Source organism: Mycobacterium paraintracellulare (assembly GCF_000276825.1).
Classification (GTDB): domain Bacteria; phylum Actinomycetota; class Actinomycetes; order Mycobacteriales; family Mycobacteriaceae; genus Mycobacterium; species Mycobacterium intracellulare.
Genome location: NC_016948.1, coordinates 573,498 through 594,022, shown reverse-complemented (window position 1 = coordinate 594,022; position 20,525 = coordinate 573,498). Strand labels below are relative to the sequence as shown.

Genomic DNA, 20,525 nt, shown 5'->3' with positions numbered 1-20,525 from the left:
CTTCCCCTTCGTGTCGCCGGTTCCGCTGCTTCACCATGGCGTCGGTACCCGGTACGTCAGAATTGCAAACGCTACGACACTCACGGGAGAACGCGCAGGCCCCACCTGTCCAGCAGCGGATTGATCAGCATGAAATAGGTCGTGTAGTCGTCACCGTCGGGCGAGGACATCAACAGACCGACGGCGCTCACGGTGCCGTCGGGGTTCATCACGAAGCCGGGACTGCCGCTGTCGCCGTCCAGGCTGAACACGCTTGCTTCGACCACGTCACCGTCGATGCCTTTGATGGCGCCGCACGTCTCACCCGTCACCGCACCGATCTTGCAGAACGGCATACCGGGTTGAATCTGCGCGTGGCTCAACACATCCCGAACCTGATACCTGCCGGCTATGTCGCCCACCGGCATGCCGATGCTCGGCTCGAGGCGGATGATCGCGGCGTCCCGCTTGACCCCTTCATGCTCGCTGGCCGAGATCTTGCCGAGCGGAGCATCGTTGCCGTACGTCCACTCCGCGCCATCGTGCGAGTCGCAGTGCCCGCTGGTCATCAGGTAGTAGCTGCCGTCGGCGCCCTGTGCCGCGAAACCCGCTGTGCACCTGCCGGATTCATGATCGACTCCCATGCCCGGTGCCGGGGGCGGCGACGGCAGGGCCGGCGGCGCCGCCGCAGCGGTTTTCGCCAGCGTCGTCGCGGCCACCAGCACGGCCCCAACGAGTCCCAGCCCCCGCAACCACGGCATGTTCACGCCGTCCCCCTCCGTTTGTGCCGGGCAGATAGTAACAGCGCCACTCGCCTCGAATGCGCTGGCGGCCAGCCGGTTCCGCGCGGCCGGTTCATCCGGCGTCGACGTGCCGGGCAAGGAAGTCCAGCACGGCGCCAGCGAAGATGTCGTTGCGATCACCGGCGACCATGTGTCCCGCGCCGCGGACATCGGTGAATTCGACTTGGGGAAAACGCGCCAGGAATTCGTCGGCGCGCTCCTGACTGACGAGGTCGCTCATCTGCCCGCGCACCAGGAGCATCGGCACCCCGCCGCGCAGGATCGCCTCCACGGCCGCGTGCATCCGATCGGGGTCGGTGACCTCGAACGGCGGGAATGCCGCTGTGCCGCTGATGAATTGCGGATCCCAGTGCCAATACCAGCGGTCGCCGCGGCGACGCAGGTTGGTGGTCAGGCCGTCCAGATCGGTCGGTCGCGGCCGATGCGGGTTGTACTCGGCGATCGCGTCGGCGACTTCGTCCAGTGAGCCGAACCCCGATTCCACCCGCTCGGCCATGAAGGCATGGATCCGGTTCGCCCCGGACTGGTCCATGTTCGGGACAATGTCGACCAACACGACCGCGCTCGCGATGCCCGGGGACAGCTCCCCGGCGAGCAGCATCGATGTGAACCCGCCCAGCGAGGCACCGACCAGCACCGGTCGCGGAGGCAGCGTGCGCAGCACCTCTTGGACGTCGCCGGCGAAACTGACGACGCGATAGTCGCCGTCGTCCGACCAGTCCGATTCGCCGTGGCCGCGCAGGTCGACGGTGACGGCCTGCCACCCCCGCGCGGCGACCGCGGCAGCGGCCTTGCCCCACGAACGGCGCGTCTGACCGCCGCCATGCAGGAACACCACCGCGCGCGCATGAGGATCCCCGAGTCGGTCGGCGACGATCTGGACCCCACCGGGACCCCGGATCGTAAACGGTTCAGCTGCCGTGGGCACCAGGTGATACTAAGGCGCCCGCAACCGGCGCCCGCGCTCGCTTGACGCCACTGGTGTGCAGCGGCGTCAATTTAGAGGGCGGGCGGCGCCGCAGCGACGGACCGAAGCGAAGGAGAGGGCATGCATCTCGACGAGTACATGTCGCTGGATGCGACCTCCTTGGCCGAGCTGGTCGAGCGCAAGCAGGTCACCCCGGCCGAACTGCTCACGTTGGCGCGGCAACGAGCGGACGCGGTGAACCCGCACTTGAACGCCATCGTCCGTCGCCTCGACACTGTCGCCGACGCCCGGGCCGCCGATCCGAGCCTGAAGGGCCCGTTCGCCGGCGTTCCCTTCCTGCTCAAAGACCTGGGCCAGGAGTACTGCGGCTTTCCCACGTCGTGCGGATCGCGCTCGCTGGCCAATGAGGTGTCCGACCGGCACGCGCTGATCACGCAGCGGTTTTTGGACGCGGGCCTGGTGATTTTCGGGATGACCAATACGCCCGAATTCGGCGCCAAGGGTGTCACGGAACCCGACTATTGGGGCCCGGCCCGCAACCCGTGGAACATCCGGCACACGCCAGGCGGCTCGTCGGGCGGATCCGGTGCGGCGGTGGCCGCCGGCATCGTTCCGGCCGCCGGAGCCAACGACGGTGGCGGGTCGATCCGAATCCCCGCCGCCTGCAGCGGACTCGTCGGCCTCAAGCCCAGCCGGGGCTTGGCTCCCTACGGCCCGCAGACCGGCGAGATGCTGTTGGGGATGGCGACCCAGGGGGTGGTGTCGCGCACCGTGCGCGACAGTGCCGCGCTCTACGACGCGATCGTCGGGCACCATCCGGGTTCCGCTTACCGAGTTGCGTTGCCCGACAAGCCATTCAGCGAGCTCGTGAAGCGTCGTCCGGAGCGGTTGAAAATCGGGTACTCGGCGCGCTCGGCGATCAACCCGCGGCCCAGCGCCGAGGCAGTCGCCGCGGTCGAGAAGACGGCGGTGCTCCTGGGCGAATTGGGCCATCAGGTCGACGAGGTCGCGCCGCCGTACGATGACGCCGCACTGGGCCGTGACTTCCTGACCATCTGGTTCGCACAGCTTCACCACCAGGTCGCCGACATCAAGCGGCGAACCGGCGCCCGCGACAGCGACTTTGAGGCCGACACGTTGGCCGTCAGCGAACTCGGCCGATCCGGTGGTGTCCTGGCGGTCATGTCCGCGCTGGAAAACAGGAACAACTACATCCAGTCCCTGGCCGAGTTTCACGGCGCCTACGACTACTTCCTGACCCCCACTCTGGCGACCCCGCCCCTGGAGGTGGGTGCCACCGCGACGTCGGCGGTGTTGCAGCGCGCGGCCCGAGTGATCAGCAGGCTACGCGCGGGAAAACTCATGGGGCTCAGCGGAATTCTCGACGACCTCATCCAGGAGAGCCTGGGCTGGGTGCCCTACACGCAGCTGGCCAACCTCACCGGGCGCCCGGCGATCAGCGTCCCACTGCATTGGACGCAGAACGGCCTTCCGCTCGGTGTTCAGTTCGTGGGGAAGCTGGGCGCCGACGGCGAGCTCCTCCAGTTGGCCGCCCAACTCGAAGAGGCGAACCCGTGGGCTCACCGATACCCGGCCCCGGGCACGAATTAGCCGCCGCCGTCAGAGGTTTCAGCTGGCGGCTCGGTGCCCTGCTGGCCGCGCTGACCCCGCCACAACCCGGCAAACCGACGGGCGATGTCACCCAGCCGGCCCCCCGCATGTTGGGAGGCTTTGATGCGGCCCAAGGTTTCCCGGCCTTCCTTCGCGTAGTCCTTGACCGATTCGTCGCCTTCCTCGGCGCGCATGTCTGTCCTCCGATCCTGCTCGGTCGCGTTTGTCATTCCGGAGTTTGACGCTCGGGCGGTTCCGATGGCGTCAAGCAGTCCGGCGGTTCGGTTGGCGTGAGCCGTTCGGGCGGTTCGGTGGGCGTGAGCCGCTCCGGCGTCTCGCCCGGTGTCCCCGGCTCGGGTGGCTCTGAATCGCCTGGCCGCTTCGCCGAAGGCGGCCTGAGGTCCGTATCGCCCATGCTCAGTCCTTCGATCGGCTCAAACTCGCGTACCCGCCGCACCCGGGCCTCCAAACGCTGCCGGGCTGGAAAAACGCCCGCGTCGCACCGGGTGCCGGGGGCGGCCCGGCCGCTTACACTCCAACCGTGGTAGGTCTGGCGCAAACGAGGTCGGCAGTGAAGAAAGTCCCGCTCGGCATCGGAATCGCCGTCGTCGTGTTGCTCGCCGTCTTCGCGATACCGATCAAGCAACGGTGCGGGGCGCCGGGCTACCCGTGCGCGTCGACGCTGGACAACGAGGGCAACACCCACTACTACTACGAGGTCGAACCGGCGGGCGTCTACCTCGCTGAAATCGTCACGGGCACCAACATCACGCTCTTTTACTCCGCGGGCGAGGACCTGGTCAAAGCCCGATAGCACTGCAGGGAGACGACATGCGCATCGGCGCAACTGCCCGGACCACGGCGGCCGTCGGGGTGCTCGCGGCGGCCGTGCTGCACCCGAACGCGCCGGCACTCGCCGCCGTGGGCCAACGCCCCTGTCGCGCAAATGCGTTGTGCGCCAACGCCCCCGCGGCCGACGGCGGTGACCAGGCCGCCGCCGAGCGTGCGATCATCGACGGCTACGTCAAGAAGCAGGTCGGATGCACGCCGACCATGCCGCCCCACCCGGTGTCCATCGCGTGGGATCCGCCGGGCTTCACGCCGGGGGTCGGCGGATCTGGCCTCATCCGCGATGCCAACCCGGCGCTGGGCGGCCAATACCGCGCCGACTACGTCGACGGTCGATGGCGCATCGAGTACCTGTACTGCTGACGGCGACGGTTTGCTGCCGGTCCCGGGCGGTCGATGCGGTGCCCGATATCCGTGCGGTAACAAGTTCGGCTCGATCCGTCTCGCGCTCGAGACCGGGCGGGGGTCATCCGGGGCGCACACCGGCACCGCCCGACCAAAACAGGCAGGTAGATCGGCGATCGCGGGCGCGAATCGCGCCGAGCGGGCCCGCTGATTCCGGTGACGGCGGCCGCCGGCGGGCGCTCTCGATTGGGGCCTTCACAGCCGGCTAACGCATACTTGTCACCATGCTCGAAGCGACATCGCCGCTAACCGCCGTTGCGGGGCCCGGTGATGCGCTGGGTGTGGGCAGAGGTTTGTGATGGCCCGCTCGGGCGGCGCCCATCGCCGTCATCGAGCCGTCCGTCAGCCCTCTCGATTCCGCAAAGGGCTGACGCGCACCCTCGGCGCGCTGGTTTCCGTGGCGGCCGTCGGGCTGACCGGCGCCGGGTACTACGTGGCGCACGGCGCGCTGGGCGGCATCACCGTTTCCAACGCCCTGCAGCCCGACGATCCGCGGTCCAGCGGCGACAACATGAACATCCTGCTGATCGGCCTGGACTCGCGCAAAGATCAGGACGGCAACGACCTGCCGTATTCGATCCTCAAGCACCTGCACGCGGGTGATTCCGACGACGGCGGCTACAACACCAACACGCTGATCCTCGTGCACGTCAGCGCCGACAACAAAGTGGTCGCGTTCTCGATCCCGCGCGACGACTGGGTGCCGTTCACCGGGGTCCCGGGATACAACCACATCAAGATCAAAGAGGCCTACGGGCTGACCAAGCAGTACGTCGCGCAAAAGCTGGCCAACCAGGGGACGAGTAGTCAGAAGGAGCTCGAGACCAAGGGCCGCGAGGCCGGGCGGGCGGCGACCCTGCGCGCGGTGCGCAGCCTGACCGGGGTGCCGATCGACTATTTCGCCGAGGTCAACCTGGCCGGTTTCTACGATCTGGCGCAGACGCTGGGTGGCGTCGAGGTGTGCCTGAACCACGCCGTCTACGACTCGTATTCCGGCGCCGACTTCCCGGCCGGGCGCCAGCGACTGGACGCGTCCGAGGCGCTGTCGTTCGTCCGGCAGCGGCACGGCCTGGAGAACGGCGACCTGGACCGCACCCATCGGCAGCAGGCGTTCATCTCGTCGGTCATGCAGGAGCTGCAGGCCGCGGGCACCTTCACCAACATCGACAAGCTCAAGAACCTGATGGCGGTGGCGCGCAAGGACGTGGTGCTCTCCTCCGGCTGGAATGACAACATGATCCAGCGGCTCGGCGGGCTCGCCGGGGGCAACCTGGAATTCCGGACGCTACCGGTGGTGCGCTACGACAACATCGATGGCCAGGACGTCAACATCGTCGACCCGGCCGCGATCAAGGCCGAGGTGGCGGCGGCGATCGGCACCGACGCACCGACCACCGCGCCCACCACCACGGCCGTCAAGCCCGATCCGTCCACCGTCGTCGACGTGGTCAACTCGGGCAGCATGAGCGGGCTTGCCACCGAGGTATCACGCGCGCTGAAGAAGAAGGGCTACACCCCGGGCCAGGTCCGCGACCGCGAGTCCGGCGAGCCGACCACCAGCTCGATCGCGTACGGCGCCGGCGCGCAGAGCGATGCGCGCAACCTGGCCACCATGCTGGGCCTCGACGCTCCCAGCCAGCCCAGCCCCGGCGTCCAGCCCGGCCACATCCGGGTGACGGTGGACACCAACTTCTCGATTCCCACACCGGACGAGACCCAGATGGACGACGTCACGAGCACCAGCACCACCACGTCGACCAAGGCCAAGACCTACTACTACAACGGCACCACCACGACGTACCCGACGCCCGATCAGGGGAAGCCGATCGACGGCGGCGGCGTGCCCTGCGTCAACTAGGCCATCAGCTGTGCGTGCCGCCGTCCATGCGGATCTCGGTGCCCGTGATCCAGGCGCCGTCGTCGGATACCAGCATGGCGACCACCCCGGCGACCGCTTCGGGTCCGGCCATTCCCGTGCCGCTGGACTCCGTCGTGGTCGGCAGGACCGGCATGAGCCGCGAGAACAGCGCCCAGTCGGCGTCCTGCGGGATGTATCCGCCGGTGGCATCGGTGATCCCGGACTTGATGCTGCCCGGCGCGACGCACGCCGCGCGCAGGCCCTTCTTGGCGTATTCCAGCGCCAGCGAGTGGGTGAAGGCCTGGATGCCGCCCTTGCTCGCGGCGTAGGCGGCCATGTAGGGATGGGCGAACGAGGCCGACGTGGAGCTGAAGTTCACGATCGCGCTGCGCGGGTTCGCCAACAAGGCCGGCAGCGCCTCGCGCACCACCAGAAACGTTCCGGTCAGGTTGACGCCGACGATTCGGTTCCAGAGTTCGAGGGTGGTGTCGTGAGTGTGCGCGGCCCGCAGGATGCCCGCCGCGTTGACCACCGAGTCAAGCCCACCCAGCCGCTCGACGGCCAGGCGCACCCCGTCGACCACCGAATCCTCGCTGCCGACATCCATCGGCACGGTGCTCAGCCGGTCGGCGGTGCCGGTCTCTTGCGCCCGCGCACGCGTGGTGTCCAGGCCCTCAGCCGCGATGTCGGAGGCCGCGACGGCGGCGCCCTCGTCGAGCAGGCGCAGCGCGGTCGCCTGCCCGATCCCCGACGCGGCGCCGGTCACCAGGATCCGCTTGCCCTCGAGACGCTTCATCGCTTCTCCCGTTCACTAGGCGCGGCGACGGGTCAGGGTGCCACCACCCCGCGCAGCGCTTCCTCGCCGTACATCTGCACCATCATCGACGAGTAATCCGGGCCGCGGCGCAGAATGTGTCCCCCGTCGACGTTGATGCACTGGCCGGTGATCCATGCCGCCGCGTCGCTGAGCAGGAACATGGCCAGGTTGGCCACGTCCTCGACCTCACCCACCCGCGGCAGCGGGGTGCACAGCGCGTAGTCGCCGCTGATCTCGGGTGACTGGATCACGCTCGCGTCGACCAGATCGGTGCGGATCAGGCCCGGCCGGATGCTGTTGACCCGCACCCAGGACGGGCCGAGTTCGTCGGCGGCCAGCATCATCATGTGGTCGATCGCCGACTTGGTGACCCCGTACGGCCCGAACCACCGGTGGGTGTTGCTGGCCGCGATCGATGAGATCCCGATGAACGAGCCGCCCCCGCCGCGGACAAGCTCGCGCCCCACGTGCTTGAGCACGTACATGGTGCCGTTGACGTTGAGGTCGACGGTGTTTCGCCACGCCTCCGAGTCGGTGTGGGTGATCGGCCCCACCGTCAACGAGCCACCCGCGCAATGCACCGCGCCGTGCAGCCGGCCGTGCCAGGCCGTCGCGGCGTCGACCGCGCGGGCCACCTCGTCCTCGTTCGTGACGTCGGCGGGCTCATAACGAATCGAGCCCTCGCCGGGCAGGGCTTCGATCTCCTTGACGGCCCCGGCGAGTCGATCGGCGTTGCGGCCGACGATCATGACCGAGGCGCCCGCCGCGACCAGCCCGGCGGCCACGCCTTTGCCGATCCCGCTACCCCCGCCGGTGATCAGGTATGTCCGGTCTTGGAAAGAAAGCTGCACGCGAGGCCCTTTCGAACTGGAACAGGTTCTAGCTATAGAAGCATGTGCCCTCCGGGGGGAATATCGCTACCCCCGGTCTCGTTAGGTCCTCGGCTGCGCGGCGCTACGGCGTATCGCGGCGCGCCACCTTCGTCGGCTTCGCGTCCCGCCAATCCTCGACGTGCGGAGGCTGGCCGACCGGCCACCGGTTCTCGTTGAACGCCGCCCAATGGGCATGCCCCAGCAGGTGCACGTGGAAGGCGTGCCGCAGCGCCTCGGTGTAACCCATCGCGTCGGAGGCGGCGTTGACCGAATCCTTGATGAGCAGCGACGCCATCGTGGGCCGCTCGGCGATGCGTCGCGCGAATTCGAGTGTCTTTTCCTCTAATTCGTCGACGGCGAAAACCTTGGACACCATGCCCAGCCGGTGCGCCTCGTCCGCGTCGATCGAATCACCGGTCAGCAGCAGCTCTTTAGCCTTACGCGGACCGAATTCCCAAGGGTGAGCGTAATATTCGACGCCCGGCATGCCCAACCGGACCGCGACGACGTCGCTGAACTTCGCGTTGTCTGCGGCGACGATCAGGTCGCAGGCCCAGATCAACATCAGACCGGCCGAGATCGCGTTGCCCTGCACCTGGGCGATTGTGATCTTGCGCAAATCGCGCCAGCGGCAGGTGTTTTCGAAAAAGTAGTGCCATTCCTGGTGGTACAGCTTCTCCATGATCGGCTCGAGCGTGGCCCCGCGCGAGCGGAAGCTCGGATGCTGCCCGGGCCCCGGTGCGCGCTCGGCCAGTGCCTGCTCGGAACCCAGGTCGTGTCCGGCGGAAAAGTTCCTGCCGCGCGCCGCCAGGATCACCACGCGAACGGTGTCGTCGGCCTCGGCGCGGCCGAAGGCCTCGTCGAGCTGGACCAGCAGGCCGCGGCTTTGCGCATTGTGGGCCTCGGGCCGGTTGAGCCAGATCCGCGCGATGCGGCCCTCGTCGAGGGTTTCGTAGGCCACGAGCTCCGGGGTGTTGGCGTCGGCCGCCCCGGTGTCGGCTTGCTCGGAGACTGTCATTCCGCCCACCTCGTTCGTCGTTGATTTGGCCTTGTTTACAGATTACGGCCAGTGTGTAATCGGGCCGCGCCGGGGGGACGCGCCGCGAGCCCTTGATCGGCGGCACGCCCCGGCCGGTCGTGTCTTCGCGAGCGGCGCGGCGAGTCCCTGCAAACCAGCCATAAATGCGCCCGAAGCCCGTTAGCTGGTGAGACGGGCTGCGGCCGATCACGCGCGTCGCCTACAGTTAAGTCATGCCTACGAAATCTGATCCTGGCGAAATCGGCGACGTCGAGCCGGTGGCGGACAGCACTGCGAGCCAGGCCAGGCGGGTCGTCGCGGCGTACGCCAACGACGCCGACGAATGCCGGGTCTTCCTGTCCATGCTGGGTATTGGGCCGGCGAAACTCGACGCGTAAATGGCTCCCGGGGGAGGGCGAGGCTCCAAGGCGGCCAAATTCGGGGATTCCGACTTCGTCGTGGTCGCCAACCGGTTGCCGGTAGATCGGGAGCTGCTTCCCGACGGCAGCACGGCCTGGAAGCGCAGCCCCGGGGGACTGGTCACCGCCCTGGAGCCGCTACTGCGCCGTCGGCGCGGCGCGTGGGTCGGCTGGCCCGGTGTGGTCGACGAGGACGTCGACCACGAAGACGAGCCGATCGTCCAGGAGGACCTGGAACTGCGGCCGGTCAAGCTGAGCGCGGACGACGTCGCCGAGTACTACGAGGGCTTCTCGAACGCCACGCTGTGGCCGCTGTATCACGACGTGATCGTCAAGCCGCTGTACCACCGCGAATGGTGGGACCGCTACGTCGTCGTCAACCGCCGCTTCGCCGAAGCCACCTCACGTGCCGCCGCGCGGGGCGCGACCGTATGGGTGCAGGACTATCAGCTGCAACTGGTCCCGGCGATGCTGCGCGATATGCGGCCCGACCTGACCATCGGCTTCTTCCTGCACATCCCCTTCCCGCCGGTGGAGCTGTTCATGCAGATGCCGTGGCGGACCGAGATCGTCGAGGGCCTGCTGGGCGCCGACCTCGTCGGATTCCACCTGCCCGGCGGCGCGCAGAATTTCCTGTTCCTTTCCCGGCGGCTGATCGGTGCCAACACCACGCGCGGGGCGGTCGGGGTGCGGTCGCGGTACGGCGAGGTGGAGCTGGAATCCCGCGTCGTCCGGGTGGGCGCCTTCCCCATCTCCATCGATTCCAGTGCGCTCGACCAAACGGCCCGGCACCGCGATATCAGGCGCCGCGCCAAGGAGATTCGGGCCGAGCTCGGCAACCCCCGCAAGGTGCTGCTCGGGGTCGACCGGCTCGACTACACCAAGGGCATCGACGTTCGGCTGAAAGCCTTTTCGGAGCTGCTCGCCGAGGGTCGCGCCAAACGCGACGACACGGTGCTGATCCAGCTGGCGACGCCGAGCCGCGAGCGGGTGGACAGTTATCAGCAGCTGCGTAACGACATCGAACGCCAGGTCGGCCACATCAACGGCGAATACGGCGAAGTCGGGCATCCGATGGTGCACTACCTGCATCGGCCGGTCCCGCGCGACGAACTCATCGCGTTCTTCGTGGCCGCCGACGTCATGCTGGTCACCCCGCTGCGCGACGGGATGAACCTGGTCGCCAAGGAGTACGTCGCCTGCCGCAGCGATCTCGGCGGCGCGCTCGTGCTGTCCGAATTCACCGGCGCCGCCGCCGAACTGCGCCAGGCGTACCTGGTCAACCCGCACGACCTCGAAGGGGTCAAGGACGCCATCGAGGCCGCCCTCAACCAGCCCGTCGAGGAAGGACGGCGGCGCATGCGGTCGCTGCGCCGCCAGGTGCTCGCCCACGACGTCGATCGCTGGGCACGGTCATTCCTCGATGCGCTTGCCGAGGCGCGGCCCCATGACGCCGATTAGCGCGGATGCCCCGGGAACCCATGGTGTTGGCGCGCCAACGCTGTGATACTCGGGAGCAGCGTCGCACGCGAAGGAGAAAGAGTCACATGAAGCTCCGTCACGGACTGGCCGCGGGTGCCGCCGTCTTCACGGCTGTCGCAACGGGAATCGCGCTGCAATCCGGCGAACCGGCCAAGGCGCTCGGGCCGCCGGCGGACGGCACCTACGCCTACAACGAGGCGGGCGTCTCCGGGGTTACCTGGACCATCTCCGCACTGTGTGACCAGCCGTCCGGGACCCGGAACATGAACGACTATTCCGACCCGATCGTCTTCGCGATGAACTGCGCGCTGAACATCGTGAGCTCTACGAACGAGCAGATCAGCGCCGCCGACAAGCTGCAGAACTTCAGCGGCCGGGCTCGCATGTCCAGCATGCTGTGGACGTTCAAGGTGCAAAAGGACAACGGCGTGGCCTGCCCGGGCGGGGGCACCGCGCCGTCCACCGAAACCTTCGCGTTCAGCGACGAAACGATGAGCGGCACCCACACCACGCTGCACGGGCCGGTATGCGGGCTGCAGCCGGAGATGAAGAAGCAACCCTTTTCGCTGGCGATGACCGGACCGCCGCCCAGCCCGATCGAGCGTTACCCGTTGTACTGCAACGGCATTGCGATGTGCTACTGAGCTAGATCGGCGTGATGTAGGCGATCAGCCACTGCTTGCCGATCTTTTTGAAGTCGACCCGCAATCGGCTGCCGTCATACAGCGGCTGCCGTGACTTGTCGGTGACCGTCCGGTTCATGTAGACCATCACCGACGCCGAATTCCGTTGGGCGGACATGACTCCCACGCCCACGACGTTGGCCTGCACCACCACTTCGCGCTTCTTGGCTTCGGGAATGATCTGGGTGTTGGCGCTCTTCTGGAACTCCGCGCGATAGTCGGGGGTCAGTAGCGGGTACGCCGCCGACAGGCTGCGTTCGACCGTTTGGTAGTCGTAGGCGAAAACCTCGGGGATTTCCTTGGCCGCCAAACCGGGCAGCACGGCACGCGCCGCCTGCTCACCGCGAACCTCGACCCGATCCCAATACATCCAGCCGGCCGCCGCGGACAACCCGACGAACGCCACGGCCAGAAGGTAACCCGCGACGATGAGCAGCCAACGCCGCCATCGCATCAATTACCCCCGTCTGGATACTTCAGGTCGTAGCCGCTCATGCGTCCGGAGTCGTCTTCGTGCACGATGACGCGCAACCGGTAGGGCATGGACGGCTTGTTGACGCCGTCGATATCGGCGACCGTGACGCGCACCGACACCAACACGGACGCGTTATCGGTAACGGCGTCAATGCCTTCCAGCGCGGCGCCGTTGACGACGGCTTCCGATGTCGCGTTGGTGGAGCGGAACAGGCCCTTGAGATTCTCGACATTGTTGTTGGCGCTGAGCATCCCGCGCAGCGGTCCGCTGGTCCCGTTGACGAACCGGTTGACGCTCTCGTCGATGTTGTCCTGCTTGTAGCTGAACATGTTGACCACCGTCTGCGTCGCGGTGTCGACGAAGCGTTGGTCGCGCCCCTGCGCCGCGGCGGCGTGGCGGTGCTGGACGGCCAGGAGGGCCACGCACCCGGCCAACGCCCCCACCGCCACCAGTGCCGCCGCGAAGGAGATCCACGCCACCAGGGCGCGGTGCGGCTGGCGCCGCGGTGGCGGCTTGATGGACTTGAGGCTCCTGACGGATTTCGCCGACGGCTTCGGCGCGGCCGGCACCTCCGTCTGGACCGTGACGTCCTGCGTCGACTCGCTCTTGGCAGGACCCGCCGCGCGCGAGGCTTTACGACGAGCGCGCGGCTTGGTTGTCTGTTCGTCCGTTATGGCAGCGTCCATTACAGAGGCCTTGGATCAAGCATGAGGTCCACCCAATTCTCGGCGCCGGAGGTTCCGGTGGCGCCGGCGGCGAAGATACCAGTGCCTCCTGCCGGATCGACAAACGCGCCGGTCTTCTCGTCATAGGTGGCATACGCCGGCCCGCTGGCCTGCGGCTGCCCCCCGGGCGGCGGGCCCCACGGCTTCTCCGGTCCGGGGCCCGGCGGCGGCGGGTTGATCCCCAGCGGCGGCGCCGGCGGGGGCAGCCACTTCGGATACGGAAGCTGCGGCGGTACCGGCGGCACCCCCGGCGGTTGCCACGACGTGAACGGCGGCGGCGGCCCGTTGTCGTTGGGCGGCGGCGGGGCGAAGGCCGGCTGGTGCGGCGCCGGACCGGGTCCAGGGACCACACCCGGCGGGGGCGGCCCGACCATCGGAGTGCCCGGATCTGGGTCGGCGTCCGGCGGGATGTACGGGAAGTGGTTGGGCGGCAACACGTTCAGCCCGTTGGTCATCGGGGTGTCGTAGGGCACCGGCGGGCCGCGCCACGGGTTGCGACCGATCGGCACGTAGCCCTTCGGGTCGCGGCAGAGCTGAATCGTGGGGGCGCGCTTCCCGGGGAACTCTTGGCACGGGTAGTTACGCGCGCCGCGCACGGTGCTGGGATCGTTCTGCGCGGTCTTGCAGTACATGTCCCTCGGAAGCTCGCGCACCGTCTCGTCGGCCGGGGTGCGCATCAACGGCGGCGGCAGGAAGCCGACGGCGCACGGCGGCGGGTCGTTGAGGTCGAGCTTGAAGTCCAGCTTGGCGCCCTCGTCTTGCGGCCCGCCGCCCGCGGCGGTGGTGATGGCCGCGAACAACGCCGGCAACACGACGAGCAGCTGTTCGATCGACTTGTTGTAGATCACGCCCACCCGGCCGAGGTTGGCCAGGCTGGCGGCCAGGGTCGGGAAGTTGGGGCGGATGCCCGAGAACGCGGTGCTGGCCTCGTCGGTCGCGCCGGGGGCCGTGGCCAGGGTGTCGCGGAGCTGGGGGTCGGCCTGACGGACCTCGGAGGTGAACCGCGCCAGCCCATCCGAGAGCGACTTGATGTCGCCACCGGCGCGGATCTGGGCCTGCAGGAACGGGCCGGCCTGATCGATCAGCTGCGAGACCTGCGGATAGTTGGCGTTCGCCTCGTCCACCAGCAGCCGGGCCGACTCGAACAGCCGGGCGAGCTCGGGGCCTGACCCGTTGGCCGCAATGAACGTCTCGTGCAACAGTTCACGCAACCGGGTGTCACCCAGGCTGTTGACCAGTGTCTCCGCCCGCTTCAACAGATCGGCGACGTCCTGGCCGATCCGGGTGTTCTGCCGCTCGATGCGGGCACCGTTGGTCAGCTTGCTCGACGCGGGCGAGCTCGGGGGCACCAGGTCGATGTACTGCTCGCCGACCGCCGACACACTCTTGACGGTGGCGGTGACGTTCGACGGGATGGCCGTCTCGCTGTTCAGCCGCATCTGGGCGATGACGCCGTTGGGGCTCAGCCCGACCGACTCGACGCGGCCGACGGCAACGCCGCGGTAGGTGACGTTGGCGTTTTTGTACAGGCCGCCGCCGGCAACGAAATCGGCGCTCACACCGTAGGTTCCGATGCCGAAGGTCGCGGGCAGCCGCAGGTAGAAGATCGCCATCACAGTCAGGGTGATCGCCGTGATCACGGCGAAGATCGCCAGCTGGATCCTGGTCAGTCTGTCATGCATGTGCGTCCGCCCTACTGTCCCGAAGCCGTGCCGGGCGGAATCTTGAACGGATCCGCGGCCTGTCCGGACAGGTTGGCCAATTCGCCGGTCAAGAAGTCCGGCGGGTTGAGGATCTCGTCCATGTGAGCCATGTTCGGGTCGAAATAGGCCGTCGTGAAGAACGTTTCACCGAGCCGGCGCAGGGTGAGGTCGAAGGTGGTGAACACGTTGAGGTAGTCGCCCCGCACCGCCTGCTTGATCCCGAAGTTGGGGAACGGAAACGTCAGCAACAGCTGTAGTGAGGTGACGAAATTCTTTCGGTTGTCGTTGAGGGTCTTCACGACCGAGTACAGGTCCTTCATGTCGGCGGCGAAGTCCACCTTGGTCTTGGCCAGCACGTGCGAGGTGACGTTGGCCAGTTTGTGCAGCGCGCCGAAGGCCTCCACGATGTGGTCGCGGTTCTTGTTGAGCACGCGAATCGCCTCGGGCAGCGTGTCCAGCGCCCGGCCCAGGTTGTCCTTGTCGCGCGCCAGTGCTCCCGAGAAGCGGTTCAATCCGTCGACCGCGTCGATGATGTCGTTGACCTGGCGGTTGAGCCCCGAGGTCAATTCCGCCAGCCGGGGGATCAGGTCGACGAACTGGTCCTGCCGGCCCGCGACGGCCCGATAGGTCTCGTCGGTGATCTCTTCCAGCGCACCGACATTGCCCTTGTTCACCACAACGCCGAGCGCCGAGAGCACCTCTTCGGTGGTGGGATAGCGGCCGGTGTTGGCCTCCGTGATCTTCGACCCGTCGGTCAGCCGGCCCACGGCCGGCTTGTTCTTCGGCCGGGCCAGGTCGATGTGCATCGAACCCAGCAGCGACGTCTGGGCGACGGTCGCGGTCGAGTTGGCGGGCAGGACGACGTTCTTGTTCAGCGCCAATTTGACTGCCGCATAGAACGATCCGTCGGCGCGCTGTTCGGCCGCGATGCCGGCAACGCTTCCGACGGTTACGTCGTCGACCATGACGGGCGAGTTCTGCGGCAGCGTCGCCACGTCGGGCAGCTCGACGGTCACCGAATAGGCGCCGCTGCCGTGACCGGCGGTGCCCGGCATCGCCAACGAGTTCAGGCCGTTGAATTGGCAACCGGCCAGCAGCACGCTGCCCGCGGCCAATCCGCTGGCGCGCAACCACATTCGGTTCATCCGCCACCGCCCAAACCGGCCGCGGGCCCGTTGGGCGCGGGTTGGGCCGGAGCTGGCCCCGGCCGCGGCCCGAACGCGCTTCCGGGAGCGGGACCGGGCGCGGGAGCGGCGCCGGCCGGCGCGGGGCCGGGCCCCGGACCGGCCTGCGGGGCCGGCGGGACGAGCAGCGCCTGCAGATCCGCCGGGTTCTGCGTGGCCGGCGTCTGGGCGCCCTTGGCCGGCACCCACGTCAGCTCCGGAACCGGGGTCGCCGCCTTGGCCTGAGTCTGCGGGGTGTCGTAGATGATCTGCCCCTTGTACGCCGTGATCGTGTTGAGCGGGTGGAACATCAGCGGCGGGTAGTTCACGGTGAGCCGGCGCAGCACCGGACCCAGCCGCTCACGACAGAGCTCGGCGCGCTTGAAGTAGTCCGGCGCCCTGGGCCCGGCCGCGGTCTCGAAGGATCCCCCACAGATGAACTGCACGGGGTTGGCGAATTCCGGTATCGACAGCAGACCGTTGAGCGTGCCCTGCGCGGGATCGTAGATGTTGTAGAAGTTGGCGATACCCGGGCCTGCCACGTGCAGCACCTGCTCGATGTCGTCGCTCTCGTCGCTCAGTGTCTTCGCGAGATCGTTGAGGTTGTTGACCGTATCGACGATGGTCGAGTTGTGTTCGTGGAGAAACCCACGGATGTCCGACAGCGCCGTGTTGAGGGTCCCCAGGGTGCTGTCGAGATGGCGCGAACTGTCGGCGAGCACCTGCGACACCGACGCGACGCTACCGGCGAATTGGACGATCTGTTCGTTACTGGACGACAGGGCGTTGACCACGACCTGCAGGTTTTTGACCGTCCCGAAGATGTCGCCGCGCGAATCCCCAAGTCGCCCAGCGGCTTGCGAGAGCTCGCGCAAGGCGCTGTGGAACGACTGGCCCTTGCCGTCGAAGGTGTCGGCGGCCTGGTTGATCGCCGCGCCCAACGGGCCCTGCAGCGACCCGGCCGTCGGGCCGAGCTGGACCGCCAGCTTGGTCAGCGACTCTTTGACCTCGTCCCACTCCACCGGGACCGCCGTGCGGTCAGGGCCGATGCTGGCGCCGTCGGCCATCTCCGGCCCACCGGTATAGGCCGGCGTCAACTGGATGAACCTGGCCGCCACCAGGTTTGGCGACATGATGATGGCCTTGGCGTCCTTGGGGACCTTCACGTCCTTGGACACCGACATCGTGATCTTGACGTCGGAGGGTCGCGGCTCGATCGTGTCGATGGTGCCGACCGGGACACCCAGGATGCGCACCTGGTCGCCGGGATACAACCCGACCGCCGACGCGAAGTGGCCGACGATCTTGCGGTTATTCCCTTGCGACGACAGCACATACACGCCGCCCACCAGCACCGCGACCAGCGCGATGATGGTGGCGTAGCGCAGCCCCCTGCTGCGGATGGTCCGCTGCATCATGGTGACTTCGGCCTGATGATCCAGCGTTCCTGAATCAACCCGCGCAGGTAGTCGGCCAGGCTGGCCGGCATCTTGCCGGGCTGATAGAAGAAGTCGAACATCGTCGCGAGCAGCGGCGCCGGGATGACGCCGTAGACGTTCACGTTGAAGCCGGGACCCGAGCCGACCACCTCGCCCAACTCGGTGGCGTAGGTGGGCAGCCGCTTGAGGGCCTCGGTGATGTAGTCGCGGCGCTCGTTGAGGTTGGACAGCACATCGTTGAGCTTGTTGAGCGCGGGCCCGAATTCCCTGCGGTTGTCGGCGACGAAGCCGGATATCTGCGCCGAGAGCTCCTGGATGCCCGAGATCAGCTGACCCAGCGCGCGGTGGCGTTCGTCGAGCGCGGCGAACAACTCGTTACCGTCGTCGACCAGCTTGTTGACCTGCTCGGCGCGCTGTGACAACACGCCGGTGACCGACTTCGCGTGCGCCAGTAGGCTTTGCAACGCCTCGTCGCGTCGGTCCAGGGTGCGAGACAGCGACGTCACGCCGTCCAGCGCACCGCGCAGCTCGAGGGTGGCGTCGTGCAGCGTGTCGGTCAACACGTTCAGCGCCTTTTCGAACTGCGGCTTGTTCAGGTTGCTGGCATTGGAACCCAAGTCCTCGAGCGCGCCGGCCAGCGTGTACGGCGTCGTGGTGCGACTGAGCGGGATGGTGGTTGCCTTGCCGCCACCGGCCGGGGTCACCGAGATGGAGCGCTCACCGAGGATGGTGTCGGTGCGGATCGCGGCCAGCGACTGGTCGCCGACGGCGACGTGGCGGTCGACGCTGAAGCTGATCTTGGCGCTGTCGCCGGCCAGACCCACGGAGGTCACCTTGCCGACTTTGAAGCCCGAGACGTAAACGGCATTGCCGGGATTGATTCCACCCGCGTCGCTGAAGTAGGCGTCGTAGATCTTGCCCTGCGGCCAGAACGGTAAACCGGAATACCCGAATGCGATGAGCACGACGCAGACCACGAGCACCACGCCGAAGATTCCGGTGCGCAGCGGATCGCGCTCATGTGTTGCGTTACTTGGCAAACGCGCACCTCCCCTTGCTGGGATCCACCTGGCCACCAAGCGGCAGGAGGATGTCGCCACCGGCGGGGCCGTTGATCTTGATCGTCACGGAGCAGAAATAGATGTTGAAGAACGAGCCGTAAGCGCCGAGGGCCGCCAGCCGCAGATAGTCCTCGCCCAGCTGTTCGATGTCGTTGTTCACCTCGGCCTTGCGGTTGTCCAGCTCGGTGGCCAGCGGACGGGTGTTCTCCAGGACGCCTTGCAGCGGGCGGCGCGAATTCTTCAGCAGCTGGGTCAAATCCGTCGTCGTGGAGGCCAGCGGGGGGATGGCACCCGCGATGTCGTCCTTGTGTTCGGCCAGCCCGGTGATCAGTTGTTGCAACTGGTCCACGCTTGTCGAAAACTGCGCGCTGCGTTGGTCCACGGTCGTCAGCACCGTGTTGAGGTTGTTGATCACGTCGCCGATGAGCTGGTCGCGCTGGCCCAGCGCCGAGGAGAACGCGCTCGTGTCGGCCAGCACGTTCGACAACGCGCCGCCCTGGCCCTGCAGCAGCTGGATGACCGCGCTGCTGATGGTGTTGACCTTGTCGGCGTCGAGGCCTTTGAGGACCGGCCGCAGCCCGCCCAGCAGCGCGTCGAGATCCAGTGCGGGCTGGGTGTGTTGGCTGTTGATCGTCGCGCCGGCGGGGAGTTTTCGCAGCTCTCCAGGGCCGGACGTGATCTCCAGATATCGGTCACCGACGAGGTTTTCGTAGCGGATCACCGCGCGCGTCGACGAGTAGAGCGTGTAGCGCTTGTCGACCCCGAACTTCACGTCGATGGTGTTGTCGCGATTGAGCTTGATGTCGGACACCGCACCGACCGGCACCCCGGCGATGCGCACCTTTTGACCGGCCTTCAACCGCGAGACGTCGGTAAACGTTGCGTGGTAGGTGCTTTCGGGTCCGAACCGGAAGTCGCCGAACACCACCACCAGCCCGGCCGACACCAGCAGCATGGCCACGGCGAAGATGCTGACCTTGATCATCATCTCGCGGTGCGACGGCATGCCCGAACTGTCCGGCATCAGAAATCGTCCCGTTCCGCGAAGGCGCCGTGGAACAAGAACTGCAGCGTCGAGGGCGCGTCGAACTGCAGCTCGGTGAACGGCTCGTACGGGATGTTGGCGTTGTCGGTGACCAGGAACGGCGCCCGGTAGAACGAGCCGCCGGTCTGCTTGGTCGGGATGTCGGGCAGCCCACGGCAATTCGGGCCGCCGGAGGCGTTCACGATCGGCAACGACTCCGGGTACGTGTACGACGGCGCGCCCAGCACGAAGCTCGACGACGTGAACAGGCCGGCCTTGCGGACGCCGAGCAGCGGGGCGAATTCCTTGATGCCGCGCTCGATTCCGGCGAACAGGCAGCCGAATTCCGGTGAGTAGTCGGCGGCCACCTTGAGCGGGGCCCGCAGCCGGTTGATGGCGTCGATGAAGTCCTGCTCGGCCGGCGCCAACGTGTCATAGGCGTTGTTCGACAGGCCGATGGTGGCCAACAGGGTCTTGTCGAGATTCTTCTGCTGGTCCACGACGGTCTTGTTGATCGTCGGCAGGTTGTCGAAGACGGTGTTCAGATTGGGGGCGGAGTCGGCGTAGACGTTCGCCACGACCGCGGTCTTGCGGAGGTCTTCCTGCAAGGCGGGCAGCTTCGGATTCGCTTGGCGCGTCAGCGTATTCAGTCCCGAAAGGATGCCGCCCAGGTCATCGCCGTGGCCACGCAGGCCTTCGGCGAACGCGCTCAACGTCCCGTTGAGTTCGACGGGGTCGACCTTGTGCAACAGGTCGATCAGCGACTGGAACAAGGTGTTGACTTCGAGCTGCACCGACGAGGCCGCGACGTGCGCGTCCGGACGCAGCGAGGTCGGCGACGGCGTTTGCGGCGGAATGAATTCCACCGCCTTCGCACCGAAGATGGTGTTACCCGCGATGTGCACCGCCGCGTTGGACGGGATGAAATGCATGTCGTCGCTGTTGATGCCCAGCGTCAGGCGCGCCTGGTCGCCGGAATAGTCGATGGTCTCGACCTTGCCGATCTGGATGCCCCGGTATTTGACCTTGGCGCCCTTCTCCATCACCAGCCCCGCCCGGGGCGCCGACACGGTGACGGTGTCGATCGACGCGAAGGCGGCCGTGTAGGAAAGGTAAGTCAGCACAGCGAAAGCCACCATGAGGCCGGCCAGCACTGCTGCTGCCAGCCGGACGGTCGTGCGTCGCGCGCCTGTTTCTGCCATGTCCTTTTA

General features: G+C 67.3%; 21 protein-coding genes. 7 read left to right on the top strand and 14 right to left on the bottom strand.

Translation table 11 applies throughout. The features are described 5' to 3' along the window. Window positions 1-80: 80 nt before the first annotated feature. Together OCQ_RS02960 and OCQ_RS02955 are read right to left on the bottom strand one after the other, a co-directional pair. Complete coding sequence (locus tag OCQ_RS02960) at window positions 81-746, bottom strand: S1 family peptidase (RefSeq protein ID WP_014383783.1); 666 nt, start codon at window positions 744-746, stop codon at window positions 81-83. A gap of 88 nt (window positions 747-834) precedes the next feature. After that, window positions 835-1,710 carry an alpha/beta fold hydrolase gene (locus OCQ_RS02955; RefSeq protein ID WP_029385077.1) on the bottom strand — a complete coding sequence of 292 codons (876 nt, stop codon included), beginning with the start codon at window positions 1,708-1,710 and terminating at the stop codon, window positions 835-837. Between the two features lie 120 nt (window positions 1,711-1,830). Between OCQ_RS02955 and OCQ_RS02950 the strand changes: the two genes are divergently transcribed. After that, window positions 1,831-3,321, top strand: a complete 1,491-nt coding sequence (locus OCQ_RS02950) for an amidase (protein ID WP_014383782.1) — start codon at window positions 1,831-1,833, stop codon at window positions 3,319-3,321. Here OCQ_RS02950 and OCQ_RS02945 read toward each other — a convergent pair. Continuing rightward, window positions 3,318-3,515, bottom strand: a complete 198-nt coding sequence (locus OCQ_RS02945; protein WP_008263776.1) for a hypothetical protein — start codon at window positions 3,513-3,515, stop codon at window positions 3,318-3,320. The genes OCQ_RS02950 and OCQ_RS02945 overlap by 4 nt on opposite strands. Before the next feature lie 377 nt (window positions 3,516-3,892). Here OCQ_RS02945 and OCQ_RS02940 point away from each other — a divergent pair, with 377 nt between their 5' ends. The 3 genes from OCQ_RS02940 (at window position 3,893) to OCQ_RS02930 (ending at window position 6,433) form a co-directional block, all read left to right on the top strand. Further along, window positions 3,893-4,135 (top strand): hypothetical protein, encoded by a 243-nt coding sequence (locus tag OCQ_RS02940; RefSeq protein WP_009955870.1) that lies wholly within the window; start codon window positions 3,893-3,895, stop codon window positions 4,133-4,135. A 17-nt stretch (window positions 4,136-4,152) separates the two neighbouring features. Next, window positions 4,153-4,533: a hypothetical protein gene (locus OCQ_RS02935; protein ID WP_014383781.1), complete on the top strand. Its 381-nt coding sequence runs from the start codon at window positions 4,153-4,155 to the stop codon at window positions 4,531-4,533. Between the two features lie 340 nt (window positions 4,534-4,873). After that, window positions 4,874-6,433 (top strand): LCP family protein, encoded by a 1,560-nt coding sequence (locus OCQ_RS02930; RefSeq protein WP_014710882.1) that lies wholly within the window; start codon window positions 4,874-4,876, stop codon window positions 6,431-6,433. 4 nt (window positions 6,434-6,437) lie between these two features. Here OCQ_RS02930 and OCQ_RS02925 read toward each other — a convergent pair whose 3' ends face one another. From OCQ_RS02925 to OCQ_RS02915, 3 genes are all read right to left on the bottom strand, one after another. After that, complete coding sequence (locus OCQ_RS02925; protein WP_014379058.1) at window positions 6,438-7,229, bottom strand: SDR family NAD(P)-dependent oxidoreductase; 792 nt, start codon at window positions 7,227-7,229, stop codon at window positions 6,438-6,440. 32 nt (window positions 7,230-7,261) lie between these two features. Next, the gene (locus OCQ_RS02920; RefSeq protein ID WP_009955875.1) at window positions 7,262-8,101 is read right to left on the bottom strand and encodes an SDR family oxidoreductase; all 840 of its coding nucleotides are present in this window, start codon (window positions 8,099-8,101) and stop codon (window positions 7,262-7,264) included. A gap of 103 nt (window positions 8,102-8,204) precedes the next feature. After that, window positions 8,205-9,140, bottom strand: coding sequence for an enoyl-CoA hydratase (locus tag OCQ_RS02915; RefSeq protein WP_009955876.1), 936 nt, complete (start codon window positions 9,138-9,140; stop codon window positions 8,205-8,207). Window positions 9,141-9,373: 233 nt separating this feature from the next. On the opposite strand from OCQ_RS02915, the gene OCQ_RS26440 reads away from it, so the two are divergent. The 3 genes from OCQ_RS26440 to OCQ_RS02905 all read left to right on the top strand — a co-directional run bounded on the left by OCQ_RS26440 (window position 9,374) and on the right by OCQ_RS02905 (window position 11,685). Continuing rightward, window positions 9,374-9,538 carry a hypothetical protein gene (locus OCQ_RS26440; RefSeq protein ID WP_008263763.1) on the top strand — a complete coding sequence of 55 codons (165 nt, stop codon included), beginning with the start codon at window positions 9,374-9,376 and terminating at the stop codon, window positions 9,536-9,538. Then, window positions 9,539-11,020 (top strand): alpha,alpha-trehalose-phosphate synthase (UDP-forming), encoded by a 1,482-nt coding sequence (locus OCQ_RS02910; protein ID WP_014383779.1) that lies wholly within the window; start codon window positions 9,539-9,541, stop codon window positions 11,018-11,020. It abuts the gene before it with no gap. A gap of 86 nt (window positions 11,021-11,106) precedes the next feature. After that, the gene (locus OCQ_RS02905; protein WP_008263759.1) at window positions 11,107-11,685 is read left to right on the top strand and encodes a hypothetical protein; all 579 of its coding nucleotides are present in this window, start codon (window positions 11,107-11,109) and stop codon (window positions 11,683-11,685) included. A 1-nt stretch (window position 11,686) separates the two neighbouring features. On the opposite strand, the gene OCQ_RS02900 is transcribed toward OCQ_RS02905, so the two are convergent. The 8 genes from OCQ_RS02900 to OCQ_RS02865 are packed head-to-tail and all read right to left on the bottom strand — an operon-like array spanning window position 11,687 to window position 20,516. Next, window positions 11,687-12,178, bottom strand: coding sequence for a mammalian cell entry protein (locus OCQ_RS02900; protein ID WP_008263757.1), 492 nt, complete (start codon window positions 12,176-12,178; stop codon window positions 11,687-11,689). Continuing rightward, window positions 12,178-12,885: a hypothetical protein gene (locus tag OCQ_RS02895; protein WP_008263755.1), complete on the bottom strand. Its 708-nt coding sequence runs from the start codon at window positions 12,883-12,885 to the stop codon at window positions 12,178-12,180. The genes OCQ_RS02900 and OCQ_RS02895 overlap by 1 nt, the downstream gene beginning before the upstream one ends. Next, window positions 12,885-14,606, bottom strand: a complete 1,722-nt coding sequence (locus tag OCQ_RS02890; protein ID WP_009955883.1) for a virulence factor Mce family protein — start codon at window positions 14,604-14,606, stop codon at window positions 12,885-12,887. Before OCQ_RS02890 ends, OCQ_RS02895 begins: the two co-directional genes overlap by 1 nt. A gap of 11 nt (window positions 14,607-14,617) precedes the next feature. Further along, entirely contained in the window at window positions 14,618-15,772 is a 1,155-nt protein-coding gene (locus OCQ_RS02885) for a virulence factor Mce family protein (protein WP_009955884.1), read from the bottom strand. Beyond that, complete coding sequence (locus tag OCQ_RS02880) at window positions 15,769-17,208, bottom strand: virulence factor Mce family protein (RefSeq protein WP_014383777.1); 1,440 nt, start codon at window positions 17,206-17,208, stop codon at window positions 15,769-15,771. The genes OCQ_RS02885 and OCQ_RS02880 overlap by 4 nt, the downstream gene beginning before the upstream one ends. Continuing rightward, window positions 17,205-18,269, bottom strand: coding sequence for a virulence factor Mce family protein (locus OCQ_RS02875; RefSeq protein ID WP_014383776.1), 1,065 nt, complete (start codon window positions 18,267-18,269; stop codon window positions 17,205-17,207). Before OCQ_RS02875 ends, OCQ_RS02880 begins: the two co-directional genes overlap by 4 nt. Continuing rightward, the gene (locus OCQ_RS02870; protein ID WP_008263746.1) at window positions 18,259-19,314 is read right to left on the bottom strand and encodes a virulence factor Mce family protein; all 1,056 of its coding nucleotides are present in this window, start codon (window positions 19,312-19,314) and stop codon (window positions 18,259-18,261) included. The genes OCQ_RS02875 and OCQ_RS02870 overlap by 11 nt, the downstream gene beginning before the upstream one ends. Beyond that, window positions 19,314-20,516, bottom strand: coding sequence for a virulence factor Mce family protein (locus tag OCQ_RS02865; RefSeq protein ID WP_008263744.1), 1,203 nt, complete (start codon window positions 20,514-20,516; stop codon window positions 19,314-19,316). The genes OCQ_RS02870 and OCQ_RS02865 overlap by 1 nt, the downstream gene beginning before the upstream one ends. Window positions 20,517-20,525: the final 9 nt, after the last annotated feature.

Coding starts and splice junctions, on each gene's coding strand:
- OCQ_RS02950 (WP_014383782.1), top strand. CDS start 1,831: ATGCATCTCGACGAGTACATGTCGCTGGATGCGACCTCCTTGGCCGAG.
- OCQ_RS02945 (WP_008263776.1), bottom strand. CDS start 3,515: ATGCGCGCCGAGGAAGGCGACGAATCGGTCAAGGACTACGCGAAGGAA.
- OCQ_RS02935 (WP_014383781.1), top strand. CDS start 4,153: ATGCGCATCGGCGCAACTGCCCGGACCACGGCGGCCGTCGGGGTGCTC.
- OCQ_RS02930 (WP_014710882.1), top strand. CDS start 4,874: ATGGCCCGCTCGGGCGGCGCCCATCGCCGTCATCGAGCCGTCCGTCAG.
- OCQ_RS02925 (WP_014379058.1), bottom strand. CDS start 7,229: ATGAAGCGTCTCGAGGGCAAGCGGATCCTGGTGACCGGCGCCGCGTCG.
- OCQ_RS02915 (WP_009955876.1), bottom strand. CDS start 9,140: ATGACAGTCTCCGAGCAAGCCGACACCGGGGCGGCCGACGCCAACACC.
- OCQ_RS26440 (WP_008263763.1), top strand. CDS start 9,374: ATGCCTACGAAATCTGATCCTGGCGAAATCGGCGACGTCGAGCCGGTG.
- OCQ_RS02910 (WP_014383779.1), top strand. CDS start 9,539: ATGGCTCCCGGGGGAGGGCGAGGCTCCAAGGCGGCCAAATTCGGGGAT.
- OCQ_RS02905 (WP_008263759.1), top strand. CDS start 11,107: ATGAAGCTCCGTCACGGACTGGCCGCGGGTGCCGCCGTCTTCACGGCT.
- OCQ_RS02900 (WP_008263757.1), bottom strand. CDS start 12,178: ATGCGATGGCGGCGTTGGCTGCTCATCGTCGCGGGTTACCTTCTGGCC.
- OCQ_RS02895 (WP_008263755.1), bottom strand. CDS start 12,885: ATGGACGCTGCCATAACGGACGAACAGACAACCAAGCCGCGCGCTCGT.
- OCQ_RS02890 (WP_009955883.1), bottom strand. CDS start 14,606: ATGCATGACAGACTGACCAGGATCCAGCTGGCGATCTTCGCCGTGATC.
- OCQ_RS02885 (WP_009955884.1), bottom strand. CDS start 15,772: ATGAACCGAATGTGGTTGCGCGCCAGCGGATTGGCCGCGGGCAGCGTG.
- OCQ_RS02880 (WP_014383777.1), bottom strand. CDS start 17,208: ATGATGCAGCGGACCATCCGCAGCAGGGGGCTGCGCTACGCCACCATC.
- OCQ_RS02870 (WP_008263746.1), bottom strand. CDS start 19,314: ATGCCGGACAGTTCGGGCATGCCGTCGCACCGCGAGATGATGATCAAG.
- OCQ_RS02865 (WP_008263744.1), bottom strand. CDS start 20,516: ATGGCAGAAACAGGCGCGCGACGCACGACCGTCCGGCTGGCAGCAGCA.